The sequence below is a fragment of the Paenibacillus nanchangensis genome (assembly GCF_046543445.1).
In the GTDB taxonomy this organism is placed as follows: domain Bacteria; phylum Bacillota; class Bacilli; order Paenibacillales; family Paenibacillaceae; genus Paenibacillus_AQ; species Paenibacillus_AQ nanchangensis.
Genome location: NZ_JBHOFD010000030.1, coordinates 82,618 through 97,993, shown reverse-complemented (window position 1 = coordinate 97,993; position 15,376 = coordinate 82,618). Strand labels below are relative to the sequence as shown.

At 53.8% G+C, this 15,376-nt stretch carries 8 protein-coding genes and 4 riboswitches; of the genes, 1 reads left to right on the top strand and 7 read right to left on the bottom strand.

Annotation, left to right across the window (positions count from 1 at the left end):
- Positions 1-374: 374 nt before the first annotated feature.
- The 6 genes from ACE6ED_RS21995 to ACE6ED_RS21970 all read right to left on the bottom strand — a co-directional run bounded on the left by ACE6ED_RS21995 (position 375) and on the right by ACE6ED_RS21970 (position 10,630).
- Positions 375-1,181, bottom strand: a complete 807-nt coding sequence (locus ACE6ED_RS21995; RefSeq protein WP_410829564.1) for a transglutaminase-like domain-containing protein — start codon at positions 1,179-1,181, stop codon at positions 375-377.
- A gap of 14 nt (positions 1,182-1,195) precedes the next feature.
- Positions 1,196-1,276: riboswitch (cyclic di-GMP riboswitch) on the bottom strand.
- 85 nt (positions 1,277-1,361) lie between these two features.
- A riboswitch (cyclic di-GMP riboswitch) is annotated at positions 1,362-1,442 on the bottom strand.
- Between the two features lie 120 nt (positions 1,443-1,562).
- The gene (locus ACE6ED_RS21990; RefSeq protein WP_410829563.1) at positions 1,563-2,213 is read right to left on the bottom strand and encodes a class D sortase; all 651 of its coding nucleotides are present in this window, start codon (positions 2,211-2,213) and stop codon (positions 1,563-1,565) included.
- 73 nt (positions 2,214-2,286) lie between these two features.
- On the bottom strand, positions 2,287-4,497 hold the full coding sequence (locus ACE6ED_RS21985; RefSeq protein ID WP_410829562.1) for an LPXTG cell wall anchor domain-containing protein: 2,211 nt from the start codon (positions 4,495-4,497) through the stop codon (positions 2,287-2,289).
- Positions 4,498-4,674: 177 nt separating this feature from the next.
- Positions 4,675-4,769, bottom strand: a riboswitch (cyclic di-GMP riboswitch).
- A 425-nt stretch (positions 4,770-5,194) separates the two neighbouring features.
- The gene (locus ACE6ED_RS21980; protein ID WP_410829561.1) at positions 5,195-5,599 is read right to left on the bottom strand and encodes a GtrA family protein; all 405 of its coding nucleotides are present in this window, start codon (positions 5,597-5,599) and stop codon (positions 5,195-5,197) included.
- The gene (locus ACE6ED_RS21975) at positions 5,589-6,590 is read right to left on the bottom strand and encodes a glycosyltransferase family 2 protein (RefSeq protein WP_410829560.1); all 1,002 of its coding nucleotides are present in this window, start codon (positions 6,588-6,590) and stop codon (positions 5,589-5,591) included. Before ACE6ED_RS21975 ends, ACE6ED_RS21980 begins: the two co-directional genes overlap by 11 nt.
- Positions 6,591-6,808: 218 nt before the next feature.
- On the bottom strand, positions 6,809-10,630 hold the full coding sequence (locus ACE6ED_RS21970) for a glycosyltransferase family 39 protein (protein ID WP_410829559.1): 3,822 nt from the start codon (positions 10,628-10,630) through the stop codon (positions 6,809-6,811).
- A gap of 360 nt (positions 10,631-10,990) precedes the next feature.
- On the opposite strand from ACE6ED_RS21970, the gene ACE6ED_RS21965 reads away from it, so the two are divergent.
- Positions 10,991-13,648: a cation-translocating P-type ATPase gene (locus ACE6ED_RS21965; protein ID WP_410829558.1), complete on the top strand. Its 2,658-nt coding sequence runs from the start codon at positions 10,991-10,993 to the stop codon at positions 13,646-13,648.
- 61 nt (positions 13,649-13,709) lie between these two features.
- Here ACE6ED_RS21965 and ACE6ED_RS21960 read toward each other — a convergent pair whose 3' ends face one another.
- Complete coding sequence (locus tag ACE6ED_RS21960; RefSeq protein ID WP_410829557.1) at positions 13,710-15,110, bottom strand: NCS2 family permease; 1,401 nt, start codon at positions 15,108-15,110, stop codon at positions 13,710-13,712.
- A 128-nt stretch (positions 15,111-15,238) separates the two neighbouring features.
- A riboswitch (purine riboswitch) is annotated at positions 15,239-15,338 on the bottom strand.
- Positions 15,339-15,376: the final 38 nt, after the last annotated feature.

Genomic DNA, 15,376 nt, shown 5'->3' with positions numbered 1-15,376 from the left:
TCTCCAATAAGGTTGCCCGGCACCAAAGCGCCTGGCATTATTGTTAGAGCAGATAGCTCATTTTGAATCTGACGAGAATAAATTCTCATTTGTGAAATCACCGAAGTGATTTCCACTCACTCGTTGTTCAGTTTTCAAAGATCAAGCTTTTCTTTCGTCGTTACCGCGTCAGCAGCAACTTTTATAATATATCATGTCCGAACCGATTTAGCAAGCTTTTTTTAAAATCTTTTTATTGAAGTCGATTCAGCTTGCTGTCTTTCGGATGGCGCTAGAACATAATACCCTAATCACAGGATAAAATGCAACCCCAATAAACAAAAAAACAACCTGGTAAATAATTCACCAGGTTGTGTCTTTTATATAATTAAAGATTAATAGAATTTTGCAGGCGCATACTTATTAGATGCCTTAATTAATCCGCTGGCTTTTGCAGACTTCGCCAGGCCAGCATCAACAGTGGTGTCAATTGTGACCCATTTGCCGTCCAACAAGACTTCATTCCAAGCATGGTATTCCTTTACATAACTTGTATTTCCCATCACCAGCTTCGTTGGTACATCCACGCTGCGGAGCATGGCTGCAAATAAAGAAGCGTAATCGTAGCAGATGCCCTTCTTGGTGGTCAAGGTATTATTGATGTTAGGAATGTAATCGGTAGTTACACTGCCGGCAAGAGCATAATCGTATTTTACATTGGTAATAATATAGTTGTAGATAGCTTGTACTTTCTCTTTATCCGTTTCCTTGCCTTGGGTTAGTTGTTTGGCTTTTACAATAGCCGCATCAGAGTTATTCCATTTTACGTTTTGTACGGAACTAAGGTAGACAGCGTTAGCGTCGCTAAGGGAAAGATCCAGCGTCTCAGAGCTGATTACTTTGTATTTATTGCCTGTGGTGTTCTCAAGAATGGATACTTTATAAGAACCATTGCCCTGCTGGAGAGGAAAAGTCTCCGTTGGCTTGGCTGCGAGCAGATTGTAGGTATAGCTTGTACCGTCTTTGGTAATCATCACTTTGGTACGCTTGTCCTGCGGGGCAGAATACTGAACTTGAATGACGCCTTGGTCCAGCTTGGCGGTGTTCAGCCAGGAAGTATCGCTAGCCGCTTGTGCCGATCCGATAGAAATAGAGGACAGAACAACTAACATAGACAGCAAAGAAAAATAAAACTTTTTCATTAGATAAAACTCCTTTCGGTAGCTGGCTGCCATCCTTACGGGAAGGCCCTATAGCTTTGCGTCCCTGCCTTTCGACAGGTTTGCCGTTATCGTATAAGCCTTATCTGTCTTGCTTTCTCTAAATAATAGAGTTGAAAGATCGATAAAACATATCAATAAACAACAAAAAAAGCCTCTTCATTCGGTAGCTGGCTGCCATCCTTACGGGAAGGCCCTGTAGCTTTGCGTCCCTGCCTTTCGACAGGTTTGCCGTTATCGTGTTTAGCTTTTTCTAATACTAATCTACCATTTTGTACCTACAAGTTCAATAGGTAGAATCCTTATTTTTCAAATTTTTAGGGATAAAACGAAGGTTTTGTCGAAAAAAAAGCCCTCCTGGGTTCAGGAGAGCTTAGCGTGAATAATCAGTCGGTGCGTTGGGTTTACTAAAGGATCGCAAGTGATTAAGGTCAGGATTTTATCCTTATCATTCCGATTGAGTACCGATACGTCGGTCGGTTCAACAACAAGGGTGTCAAATACTTTATATTCGTAGGTCTGACCATTCGTTGTTACCTTGATAATATCCCCATTCTCCATTTCATTAAGCCGGTTAAATAGCCGGCCTTTCGTCCGGGCTCTGTGAGCGGCAATTGCCGCGTTCCCCACCTCACCAATAGGTGATGTCTCTGTAATGTGGGCGGCCGCATGCTTCATATTTGCTTTTGTAGCACCTTCTAGTACCGGCAATTTAAGATCGATTTTGTCAATCTGGATCAATGCGATCGCTTCCGGCTCTTGTTCTTTCTGTTCCGCAACCACTGGCTCTGCGGTTACTGCCGGATCGTTAGGTTCTTCAGCAAGCAGCTGATTCACTTGAGCGTATGTATTCTTGGTGTTGGTATCTGCTTCAATCGTTGCTGTGTTTTGGAAGTTCTGCTCAAGTTCATTTAGCAATTGAGCTTCCTGGCGGTCGTTGTACCACTCACTGGCTTGGGGATAGAGCATAATCAGAATCCCCGCTAAAATGATCACGTAAGATAATTTCCGCATCCTCTCACCCCACTAAAAAATAGAGAAGCAAGGAATCTCTCCCCCACTTCTCTACTAGTTTACACCAAAAAGCTTACTGCTGTCTCTTTAATCTAGCCAAAAATAATCCAGCGCCTATAACAAGTGTGCCAAACAGGTAGTACGGCCATGGACTGGCTTCACCTGTTTTAGGCAGAGCGGCTAGAGGAACCTCTTCCTCTCCAATAGCTATTCCGCCTTCATCAGATGGAATCTCCCCTAAACTCGGGCTGCCGCTGTCGGCAGGCAAACCGCTACCGGATTCGGGCGGACCTCCTTGTGGAGCAGGACCCTCCACAATCACAATATCCGGCTCATCCGACTCAGGCGCTTCTTGGCCAGGCCCCGGAGTTGGTACCGGCTCATCCACCTCTACCGGCTGTTCCGGTCCACCTGCAGGAGGTGTCTCGTCAGGTATAACGACGACTCCCGGTACGCTGTCAGTTGGTACCGGCCCGCCCACCTCTACTGGTTGTTCCGACCCGCCCGCAGGAGGCGTCTCGTCAGGTATAACGATGACTCCCGGTACGCTGTCAGTCGGTGCCGGCGAAGCTGGTATCCAGCCTGGCGGAACTGGTGTCGGGGTTGGCTCTACCGACGGGATTGGCGTCGGGGTTGGCTCCACCGACGGGATTGGCGTCGGCGTTGGCTCCACCGACGGGATTGGCGTCGGCGTTGGCTCCACCGACGAACTCGGCGTCGGCGTTGGTGCCACCGACGGAGTTGGCGTCGGCGTTGGCTCCACCGACGGACTCGGCGTCGGGGTTGGCTCCACCGACGGACTCGGCGTCGGGGTTGGCTCCACCGACGGGATCGGCGTCGGCGTTGGTTCCGCCGACGGAGTTGGCGTCGGTGTTGGTTCTACCGACGGGATTGGCGTCGGGGCTGGTGCCACCGACGGACTTGGCGTCGGTGTTGGCTCCACCGACGGACTCGGCGTCGGTGTCGGCGCTACCGACGGACTTGGCGTCGGTGTCGGCGCTACCGACGGACTCGGCGTCGGCGTTGGCTCCACCGACGGACTTGGCGTCGGTGTCGGCGCTACCGACGGACTTGGCGTCGGGGTTGGCTCCACCGACGGACTCGGCGTCGGTGTCGGCGCTACCGACGGACTTGGCGTCGGTGTCGGCGCTACCGACGGAGTTGGCGTCGGTGTCGGCTCCACCGACGGACTTGGCGTCGGTGTCGGCGCTACCGACGGAGTTGGCGTCGGTGTCGGCTCCACCGACGGTGTTGGCGTCGGTGTTGGTGCCACCGACGGAGTTGGCGTCGGCGTTGGTGCCACCGACGGTGTTGGCGTCGGCGTTGGCTCCGCCGACGGACTTGGCGTCGGTGTTGGCTCCACCGACGGGATTGGCGTCGGTGTTGGCTCCACCGACGGGATTGGCGTCGGCGTTGGCTCCGCCGACGGACTTGGCGTCGGTGTTGGCTCCACCGACGGAGTTGGCGTCGGGGTTGGCTCCACCGACGGGATTGGCGTCGGCGTTGGCTCCACCGACGGGATTGGCGTCGGGGTTGGCTCCACCGACGGACTTGGCGTCGGTGTCGGCGCTACCGACGGACTTGGCGTCGGTGTCGGCGCTACCGACGGACTCGGCGTCGGTGTTGGCTCCACCGACGGGATTGGCGTCGGCGTTGGTGCCACCGAAGGACTCGGCGTCGGTGTCGGTGCCGCCGACGGACTTGGCGTCGGTGTTGGTGCCGCCGACGGACTCGGCGTCGGCGTTGGTGCCACCGACGGAATTGGCGTCGGTGTTGGTGCCACCGACGGTGTTGGCGTCGGCGTTGGCTCCGCCGACGGGATTGGCGTCGGTGTTGGCTCCACCGACGGGATTGGCGTCGGCGTTGGTGCCACCGTTGGACTCGGTGTTGGCTCCACCGAAGGCGTCGGTGTCACTGTTGGGCTCGGCGTTGGCTCCACCGAAGGCGTTGGTTCCACCGTTGGGCTTGGCTTTGGTGTCAGCTTATAACATTTAATGAAGAGCCAGGAGGCATCGTACAGCTCGGACAACGGAACGCCGTTGATCAGCAGGTATTTACAGGTCCAGCGTTCCCCGTCTATTATCTTTTCCGTCCAGTCCGACCAGGAAACATCAACCAGCGGGATTTCCGGGAACAAAATGGCTACAGCCTCCTGCCATTTATCGTCCCACTCCTCCGGAAAACCCCCAGGATAACTGCTCTGTGCCCGCGCGGAACCGGCAGACCCCAACGTCAGGATCAAAGCCAGCGCTACAGAAAGGAGCGATTTCCCTCTTTTTTTCATGCATTCAACTCCAATACAAATCGATTAGTTGTCAAACCCCCGCCTATACAACCGCCGGTTCGGCGGTCTGGTGCCAAGCCTGCCCTCCTTCCTCTCACTGGAGTAAACCCCTACAGAATGCGATTGCCCGAAATCAGGGTAAAGGACCACACAAAAAAGACCGCCAGAAACGAAGTTCATGGCGGTCGGACGATCATTGCACCGGGTTGGGTCGGCACGGCAGATTCCAGACTTTGCGTCCCACCCTTTCGGATGGTTTGCGTTTACATGTTTAAAATATGTATTTGTGTGAGATGTAAGCGATTCTGGCTGCGGACAAACTCATACTTTAAATCCATGCATCTCTTCTCAGCCAAGGACAAACTGCCTAGACCCTGCTCCCCTTGACTCCTTACCCTTGTACAGTATATAAACCGGATATTTTTATTTTAAACAGTTAAAATTTAGGGAGTATAATCCAAAGTCTGCTCCGGGGAAATGGCGCCTGTAAGCGGTCTGACGACCGTGAAATATCAGCCTGCCCATGATCTGAAAGTTCTTATTCATTCGGAAGAAGCAGGCCTTTTACGGCTTCCCCACTTCTGCAAGCCTCCTGTATGCGGCAGGAGATGAGGGCTGGATTGGCGTTTTGGTGTCCAGCAGACGGATCAGACGAGGGTAAAAAAAAGACCCTCTGCAAAGAGGGCCGGCAATCCGGTCAAAATACCCATTTTCGGCTTCCGACAAAATTTATCACCACGGTTACTCCGGTGACCAGAACCTTGGACAGCAGAACCTGCATGCCCAGCCGGTCAGTCAAAACATGCATCAGCAACAGCGAAACTCCGAGACTGACCAGATTAAGCAATATAAACTTAACCAGCTGCATCCGGTCAAAGGAGGCCTGATCCGCTTTCTGGCGGTCACGGAAGGTGACTTTTTTATTGAGGATAAAGCTGTTCGCCGTCCCCGCGCTGTAGGAAATAACTTGAGCAATCGCATATCCGGCTCCCGCAGCGCTCAGTAGAGTAAACACCGCAAAATCCACCAGCGTATTCAGCAGGCCAACGGCATTAAACTTCAGGAATTGAATGGCGGCTGTGCGCAGACTATTATCGGACATTGGCGTTCTCCCGCTTCGAAGTCCCGCTGTGCCCTTCCTGCTGCGGCCCTTCCTGCGTCTCGGGATACCCCTTCGTTTCGCGTACAATGTACAGCGGCCGGTCCTTTGCCTCATCGTAAATCCGGCCGATGTATTCGCCGATCACGCCAAGCAGCATCAGCACAATGCCGTTAAACAGGAGGTTAATGCCGACAATGGACGACCATCCCGGCTCGTTCCGGGAAGTAAAAAGCTTCTGGTACACGACGATAAACAAATAGATAAAGCTCGACAACGAGAGAAAAAAGCCTACGTACGTGGCGATTTTGAGCGGCTTGTGCGAAAAGGAGGTAATGCCGTCCAGCGCAAACCGGATCATTTTCTTCAGCGGATATTTTGTTTCTCCGGCAAATCGTTCCTCCCGCACGTATTCGACCATCGTCTGCCGGAAGCCTACCCAGCTGACCAAGCCCCGGACATACCGGTTTTTCTCTTTCAAGCCGCGGAGCACGTCGCACACCTTGCGGTCGATCAGGCGGAAATCCCCCGTGTCGGTCGGTATATCGACGCTGGTCATGCTCCGGAGCAGCCGGTAGAACAGCTTTGCGGTAACTTTTTTGAACAGCGTCTCCCCGTGACGTTTCAGCCGCTTCGCATATACGACCTCGTACCCTTCCTTCCACTTGTCAATCATCTGTAAAATGATTTCGGGCGGGTCCTGAAGATCGGCGTCGATCACCACCACCGCATCGCCTTGGGCATAATCCATTCCTGCGGTAATCGCAACCTGGTGCCCAAAGTTGCGGGAAAAATCAATCAGCTTGACGTTTGCGTCCCTGCTGCTGATTTCCTGCATGATCTCCACCGTCCGGTCGCGGCTGCCGTCGTTGACGAACACCAGCTCATACGGATCTCCGCAGCCGTCCATCACCTTTTTCAGCCGCTCGTACGTATGGGCGATAACCAATTCTTCATTATACATAGGGATGATGACACTGTATCTTACTTTCATTCCTAGGCCTCCTAATAAGCCATAAAATTCTAACGGCCGGCAGGCCGCGGTGCCGGTTCACCTGCAGCGGCCTGTACGTTCTTCCTCGATTCGCCAGCAGCCATCAGCCGGCCTGGCTGTACAGGGAAAGGAGCGTACCGCCCCCTTCCCTGTCATCTTCTATGAGGTTATCGGCCAGCCGCGCTTTACCTGGCTGCCGGCTGATCCAGCATAGCCCGTCAGAACAACCAGCTTGGGAACCACCGGAGCGCGCCGGTGACGTAATTTCCGCTGACCTGCATACCCGAAAGTGCCGGATAAAACAGGATAAACAGCAGTCCGGCAAGCGCCGCGAAGCCATATCGGATGTAACGCGACTTCGATTCCGGCAATCTTCCGTCAAGCAGCTTCATAATGTACACGATCGACAGAATGATGAACGGTACCATGGCAAAATAATGATAAATGAACGTTTCCCGCGGCACCAGCATCCATGGCACATATTGCGAGAAAAACGCGATCCAAATCATGTAAAGGGACTTTTCTTTGCGTCTGAACGTCAGCCAGACGGTCGCCAGCAGCGCAAAAATTCCTATCCACCAGATCAGCGGATTTCCCATCGTAACAATCGTGCTGACCTGTCCCGCCGGCAGCCCATCGCTTCCGCTGTAGAACCAGACCGGGCGTTTCATAAACGGCCACTGCCACCACTGGGAGGAAAAAGGATGTGTCGCCACCAGCTGGCTGTGATAATCGAACATGTGCACCTGGGCGTCAACCAATGCCTTGAAGGTGTAACTCTGATCCCCCGCCGTCAGCATCGGAATATAGCTGAGCGCGTAGATAACTCCGGGAATCAGAACAAAAAATCCGAGACAGCTGGCCAGCGTAATGATGGTGTTTTTCCAGAAAGACCGGACAGCGTGCTTGCAGGCTTCAGCCAATTCACGGTCGCCGCCCCCGCCATCTGCCAGCAGTCTGCGCGATGCGCGGTATTCGCGATACCGTTCGTAGAGCGACAAGCCCAGCATTACTGCAAGTCCCGCTCCGCCATACAGCACAATCCACTTGGAGGCAACACCAATCCCGAAGAACAACCCGGACCAGAACAGCGGAACTAGCGTCTTCCGCACAGGCGTCTTGTAGAAATTTAGCGTCCAATACCGCTGCATGAAATAGAACATCAGCATAATGAAAAATACGCCGTAGACGTCGATGGTAGAAATCCGGGTCTGCGTAAAATGCATGAAGTCAAAAGCAAACAATCCGGCGGCTAGCACGCCGTATCTTGTTCTGCCGAACAGCCTGAAAGCCATCATGTAAATCAGCGGAAGCATTGCGATCCCAAACAGCGTGCCCATAATCCGCCAACCGAACGGATTCACCCCAAACAGCTGCATTCCGAGTCCGATAATCAGCTTGCCGAGCGGTGGATGTGTATTTTCGTATGCAGGCAAATCATGATAATGCTCGTAGGCTGTGCGGGCATGATAAATCTCGTCAAAATATGTGCTGTTCATAAAGCTAGTATGCGCAGGCACAAGGTCCTGCTCATCAAACAGATTGGCCGGTTCGCCCCGCTTGGCAGGTCCCCCCGCCTCCGGAACGACCGCCTGCACCGGCAGCGGTCCGCTGCCTCCCTGGGCGTAAAATGCCAGCTCATGCAGACTGAAACCCGGCTGATCCACAGTCAGCTTGACGTACCGGGCAGCTGCGGTGAGCGGCTGGCTTTTCCAGATGAACACATTGCCGACCTCTTCGTTTACCTCAAGCGGGCTGCTCCAAGCTCCCGGGGCATCTCCAAACTCCAGCTTAAACTTGCCGGTCCCCACGCCGCCAAACACATTAACTTTCTCCAGCTGCTTGGTTTCGCCAAGATCGATGTAGAAGCTTTCTCCGCCGGAAGCCGGCTGCCATACCGTCTCCGGCGATTTCATTGAACCCAGGTTAATCAGCGCCACAATGGCATACACCGCCGTGATGGCCGACATCCAAACCCAGTCTTTACGGCCGAGTCCAAGACCCTGCCGCTGTTCGTCCCGCAGAGGGCGAAGCTTCTCGGTTTCACTCCGGTCAAGCCGCTGCTGCTCCTCTTTATCCGGAGGCGGGATGAGCGGCAGGACGCGTTCCCGTACATAAACCTGATAACCGATGTACAGCATATACAGCAGAAGCGCCACGTTGGTAATCGAGCAGAGCAGCACGATGCCGTCCGAGCCGGGATTTTGCCCGGCGTTCAAGTACTTCAGAACGTAACCAACATTAATATACTGCGTGATGCTGAAGCCCATGAACAGCGGAAGAAAACGCCGGTCCTTGGATTGGATAAAAGCGAACAGGCAAAGCAGCAGCGCAGGAAACATGTAGCGCTCATGCATTTTGGCTCCCGCCACGAACATAACGACGATCAGCGCCATCGCAATAAAATGCGATTTGGACAGATCCTTCCGGTTTTTACGGAACGAGAAGTAAGCGGCTACCGCCACCGCGACCAGTATAAACAGGTTCCCCCATAACCGGTACGGGATGCCAAGCCATTTCTCGTCGATGGATGTCCACGTGGGTGCACTAAGCATATATAAGTTAAATGCGTTAACCGTAGAATACGGGTAAGATGACAAAGTCGCCATGTACAGCTTGATTAACCCGGCTATCCCCCCGTTGCCCCAGAAAAACGGTGCGGAAAGAATGCCGAATACCGCCAGTCCGGATACCGCACCCTTCAGCATCTGCTTCCATGGACGGTAATGGATGAGGGCAAGAAGCAGCACCGGCGTAAAGATCAGCGCCTGCGGCTTGACCAGCGTCGCGATCGCGAACCAGATCATGGATCGGTCGAATTTGCGGTCGGCGACCGCATTAATGCTCAGCAGCAGGAACAATACGAAAAAGGCGTCGGCCTGTCCCCAGATAGCGGAGTCCATCAATACAGCGGGATTAAACAAATAGAGCGACGTCAGTGCAACCGCGATGCCGGAGCCTATTGTTTTGCGGCTGAACCGGTAGAGCAGGTATGCAGCCGCCAGGTCGGACAAAATCGCCGGCAGTTTGAACAGCAGCATTTCCGCCGCGGAATTCGGATCAAGCGACAGCAGCCGCTGAATCGAACTTAATACGTACAATATGTACAAATAACCGGGCGGATAATCCGCAAACACGCCTTCTGCGTAAAACTGCCCCGGACCCAAATCGGCGACCCGTTGTCCCCAGTACATAAACGTCTTCATATCGCTCATGTAACCGACTTGTGTCCATCCGAGCCACAGGCGAACAATCAGCCCAAGACCCATCAATACGAGGAACCAGCGGTAATGCACACCCTCCGTCCGGTTCATCAAACGGTTGTTCCGCATTGCGTAGGTGTAGACCCAGGCGAAAAACATACTGAACAAAGCGGAGAACAGCAGCAGATTCATCGGCGAGATCTTGTCGTGTTTTGCCGTGCCGCTCTGGCCGCCGGAGGAGGCTCCAGGGTCAAGCGAAATCACGTTGGCGCCTTCCGGCGCGGCATCCAGCCGTTCGATAGCCAGATCATCGAAATAGGCTTTGCCTGTACTCAGATTGCCGTATCCTCCGAAGCTGGCCCCGATCGTCAGCTCTTTCTGCTCCGCTCCGGTTTTGCCTACGAACTCCAGCAGCTGCCAATTGCCGCCAGTATCCTTGGTGCTCGGATAACCTCCCGCAATACCGGCAGCAAAAATATTGGCTCCCGTGCCTTCGGCTCCGGCGCTCACTACCTTTACCCATCCTGAAATCCGGTACAGGGTATCCGGGTCGACCGAAACAGTCTGGATCCATTTGGCATGGTTTGCTTGTACGTTCTCAATATAAGCGGCCGATGCGCCTGAATGGACCTCTTCGGTCTGCAGGCCCATTGGACTAGCCTCCTGCTCCTGAACCCATACGTCCCGAATCCAGGAAGCGGGAGCGCCCCCGTCGCCCGCCTCTTCGAAACCCGGATTCTTCAGTACGGTTTCAGCCGCATGAGATACCCCGGGGAAGACCAGAACAAACAGCATAAGTATGACCCCTAAAGCGGCTAACCGTCCTTTTTTCGTCATGTTTTCCCCTCTCACCTCATTTGCGTCTCACTTTCTATACGCATTTATCTAGTTGTTGTCCACCAATAATAAAGCCGCCGGCAGACTGGGCAGTCAGCCGGACTTCTCCATTACAATAGTAATCTATAACCAGCAATTAGAAAAGTCCGGATCCCCGGCGAAAACGGTGACAATTTACGCGGAACACGAATTCATTTTCAAGAAACGCGGGGTTCACCAAATCGTAGTAATAAAGACAGCAAAATCCGTTTAATGATAAGGGACAGGCACCTATAAAGCGTGTTTTGCGCCCAGGAATGATCGGAAGGCATACGGGAAAGCTAACAACCACAAAGCATCGGTGAGAGGGGAGCTAATGAAGTGGAATTTTATCGCAGCACTACAGCGGACACCTTATTGGAGCTGAACAGTACGGACGCCGGACTGACCGCGGCCGAGGCGGGAGCCAGACTGGCAAGCGAGGGATACAACGAACTCAAGGGCAAAAAGAAGGACCCTCTCTGGAAGCTGTTTCTGGAGAATTTTAAAGACCCGATGGTCATCGTGCTGTTGGTAGCCGCCGGTGTCCAGATCGCGCTTGGACACGTTATGGAATCCGTCATTATATTTGTAGTCCTTATCCTGAATGCCGTAATCAGCGTGGTGCAGACCCGCAAAGCGGAGAGCTCGCTTGATGCCCTGCGCCAAATGTCCGCTCCGGAAGCCAAAGTGATCCGCGACGGCAAAATGCTGAAGGTACCCGCAAGGGAACTTGTGCGGGGAGACATCGTTCAGCTTGAAGCCGGTGATTACGTACCAGCAGACGGGCGTCTGCTGGAGTCGGGAAGCCTTAAAGTGAATGAAGGCATGCTGACGGGAGAATCGGAGCCGGGGGAGAAGCATATCGATGCCATTCACGAGGAAGCTCCGCTTGGCGACCGGCGCAACATGGTATTTAGCGGCTCGCTGGTCGTGTACGGCCGCGGTACTTTTGTTGTAACCGCGACAGCACTAGGAACCGAAATCGGCAAAATTGCCGGGCTGATCGAAAGCGCCGAGGCGAAGCAGACGCCGCTGCAGCGGAAACTTGAAGCTTTTGGCAAAAAGCTTGGGATTTTTATTTTACTGCTGTGTATTGTCATTTTCGGCGTACAGGCGGCACGGGTCTGGTTCTCGGGCGACAGCGCCGACATGACGACGGAAATTCTGGATGCGCTGATGTTCGCCGTTGCGGTCGCCGTTGCCGCCATTCCCGAGGCGCTGTCCTCAATCGTTACGATCGTTCTTTCGGTCGGAACGAACAAAATGGCCCGTCAGCATGCGATTATCCGCAAGCTCCCCGCCGTCGAATCGCTGGGTTCCACCAGTGTCATTTGTACGGACAAGACCGGTACGCTGACGCAAAATAAAATGACGGTTGTAGATTATTTTCTTCCCCACGGCCCCAGCAATCCGTTTGAGAAGGATCCGGACGAGTGGCCGGAGGCGGCCAGAAGGCTGCTGCATATCGCAGTCCTCTGTAACGATTCCAATATTAATGAAGAAGGCAAAGAGCTTGGCGATCCGACGGAGGTTGCGCTCATCGCCTTCAGCAACAGCCGGAATAAGGATTACCGCGAAATACGTGACAACTTCCCGCGCGAGGCGGAAATTCCTTTTGACTCGGACCGCAAACTGATGACAACGCTGCATACGTTTGGCGGCCAAAAAGCCATGCTGACCAAAGGCGGACCCGATGTGCTGTTCAACCGCTGCAGCCAAGTGCTGCTGGATGGCAAGGAAGAGCCGCTGACGCCGGAGCTGCTGGAAATGTTCCGCAAAACCAACGAGGATTTCTCCGCCCGGGCGCTGCGCGTGCTGGCTTACGCCTACAAGGCGGTGCCGAACTCCGTGACCTCCGTTGGCCTGGAGGATGAACACGATCTGGTACTGGTCGGACTGACAGCCATGATCGACCCGCCGCGTGAAGCCGTGTATGGTTCCATTGCCGAATCAAACAAAGCCGGCATCCGGACAATCATGATCACGGGCGACCACAAAACAACGGCGCAGGCGATCGGACGCGACATCGGCCTGATGGGCGATAATGATATCGCCGTAACAGGCCAGGAGCTCGACGCTATGTCGGATGAAGAACTGGACCGCAAGCTGGAGAGCATCGGGGTTTATGCCCGCGTCTCGCCGGAAAATAAAATCCGGATCGTCCGGGCCTGGCAGCGTAAAGGTAAAATTACCGCAATGACCGGGGACGGCGTCAACGATGCGCCCGCCCTGAAGCAGGCGGATATCGGGGTTGCCATGGGCAGCGGTACCGATGTAGCCAAGGATTCGGCGGCGATGATTTTGACCGACGATAATTTTGTTTCCATTGTGAATGCCGTAGCCGTCGGACGGACAGTCTTCGATAATATCAAAAAAGCGATTGCTTATCTGTTCGCCGGTAATCTCGGCGCCATTATCGCTATTGTGTTCGCTCTGCTGCTGGACTGGATTAACCCGTTTACGGCAATCCAGCTGCTGTTCATCAACCTGGCGAACGACTCGCTGCCGGCGATTGCGCTGGGTATGGAAAAAGCCGAACCAAACGTTATGAGCCGCAAGCCGAGGGATATTAAGGAAGGAATTTTTGCCGGCGGAACGCTGCGCGCTGTGATTACCCGCGGCCTGCTGATCGGCATCGCGGTAATCGTCTCCCAATATATCGGACTGCAGGAGTCGCCGGAACTAAGCGTCGCTATGGCGTTTACCACCTTGATTCTGGCGCGGACCCTTCAGACCTTCGCCGCCCGTTCGAATACCCAAACGGTGTTTGAAACCGGCTTTTTCTCCAACAAATACGTAATCGGCGCGGTGCTCATCTGCTTTGCGTTTTATGCCGCAGCCGTTCTGCCAGCCATCCGGCCGATCTTCTCCATCCCCGCTTCGTTCGGCTGGGAGCATTGGGGAACTGCCGCCGGACTTGCTCTTGGCGCCGTAATCCTGATGGAAATTTTCAAAGTGATTACGCGCTCGGTGTCCGGCCGTCAGGCGCAGCAATAATACAAAAAAACCAGCAGGCTCCCCTTCCCGGAGCACTGCTGGTTTTGCTGTATAAGACGGATTAACCTTGGCTGCCGATCAGCGCGTAGCGCAGCACGATCAGAACGGCCAGGACCCACATCATCCAGTGGATATCGTATTTCTTTTTGCCGCCCAGATTAGCTACAAAAGCAAGGATGACATAAGCAACGATGCCAAAGGAAATACCGTTCGCAATGTTGTACGTAAACGGCATGATGGCGAAGGTCAAGAATGCCGGAATGGCGAGCACCATGTCCTGGAAGTCGATCTCGCGGATCGACTGGGCCATCAATACGCCAACAATGATCAGCGCCGCGGCTGTAGCCGAACCTGGGATCAGCGCAACCACAGGCGCCAGGAACAGGGCCAGCAGGAAACATACGCCGGTTGTTACCGCGGTTAGACCCGTACGTCCGCCTTCCGCAACCCCCGCTGCACTTTCAACGTAAGCGGTCGTAGTCGAAGTACCCAGCATTGCGCCGCCTGTTACAGCCACGGCGTCAACGAACATTGCTTTGCCGACACGTTTGCGGCCTTCTTCCGGATTATTTAAAATACCCGCACGCTGTGCCGTGCCAACCAACGTGCCAAATGTATCAAACAGTTCTACGAAGGTGAACGTTGCAATAGCCGAGATAATACCGGTATGCAGGATACCGTCCCAGTCAAATTGAACGAAGTTCAGCTGGCTGAAATCCGGTACCCAAGGAGTCGAAGGATTGTTCAGCGAGCTGAAATCCACCGCGCCCATCAGCATGCCGACTACGGTTGTGCCGAGAATGCCAAACAAAATCGCGCCGCGAACTTTAAGCACCATCAGAATCGAAATCAGCAGCAGGCCGATAATAACAAGCTGGACATTGGTGTTCTCCAGGCTGCCCATATGGATAACCGTCTCGAAGGACAGGACATCCGTAAAGGTGTTCGCTTTGATATCACTGCCGGCTTCGACGCCGATTGTCATCAGCCCGCTGTTTTTCAGGCCGATAATGGTGATAAACATGCCGATACCTACTGTAATGGCGTGTTTCAAACTATCGGGAATCGCGGTCAGCAGAATCTGCCGGACTCTGGTGACGGTCAGCAGGATGAAGATCAGACCGGAAATAAATACCGCGGTCAAACCCATTTGCCACGTAAACGGATGATCCGTAGTCGCGGACGACAAAATAACAGATGCAAAATAAGCGTTGAGGCCCATACCCGGAGCCAAAGCAACCGGGAAGTTAATAAACAAGCCCATCGCAATCGTAAAAATACCGGCAGCCAGCGCAGTGGCCAGGAATACGGAATACCAGCCCATGTCGATCCGGCCGAACGCGGTCAGCGTGCCCGGGTTAACCGACAGAATGTAGGCCATGGCCATGAAGGTAGTCAAACCCGCCATAATTTCTGTCCGAACTGTGGTGCCGTTTTGTTTCAGTTTAAAAAACCGCTCCAATGCTTTCTCCCCCTAAGGTAGTGTGGTGTCCCTCACAACAGAAAGGGCCGGAGTCTTGGAAAGAGACCCCGGCCCGAAAACCAAGCACGGCACAGACAGCGCGGGGATATTAACCCCGTGTGTGTTACGAACCGCCTCGGTATGATCGTAGCCAGGTCATTACGGTGACCTCGTAGAGACTCCCGGGCCGATCCCCGGGATTATACGATAATTTGAGTTACTAGCGCCTTCTCATTTTAGGGGGACAGCCGTATTGTTGTCAATGG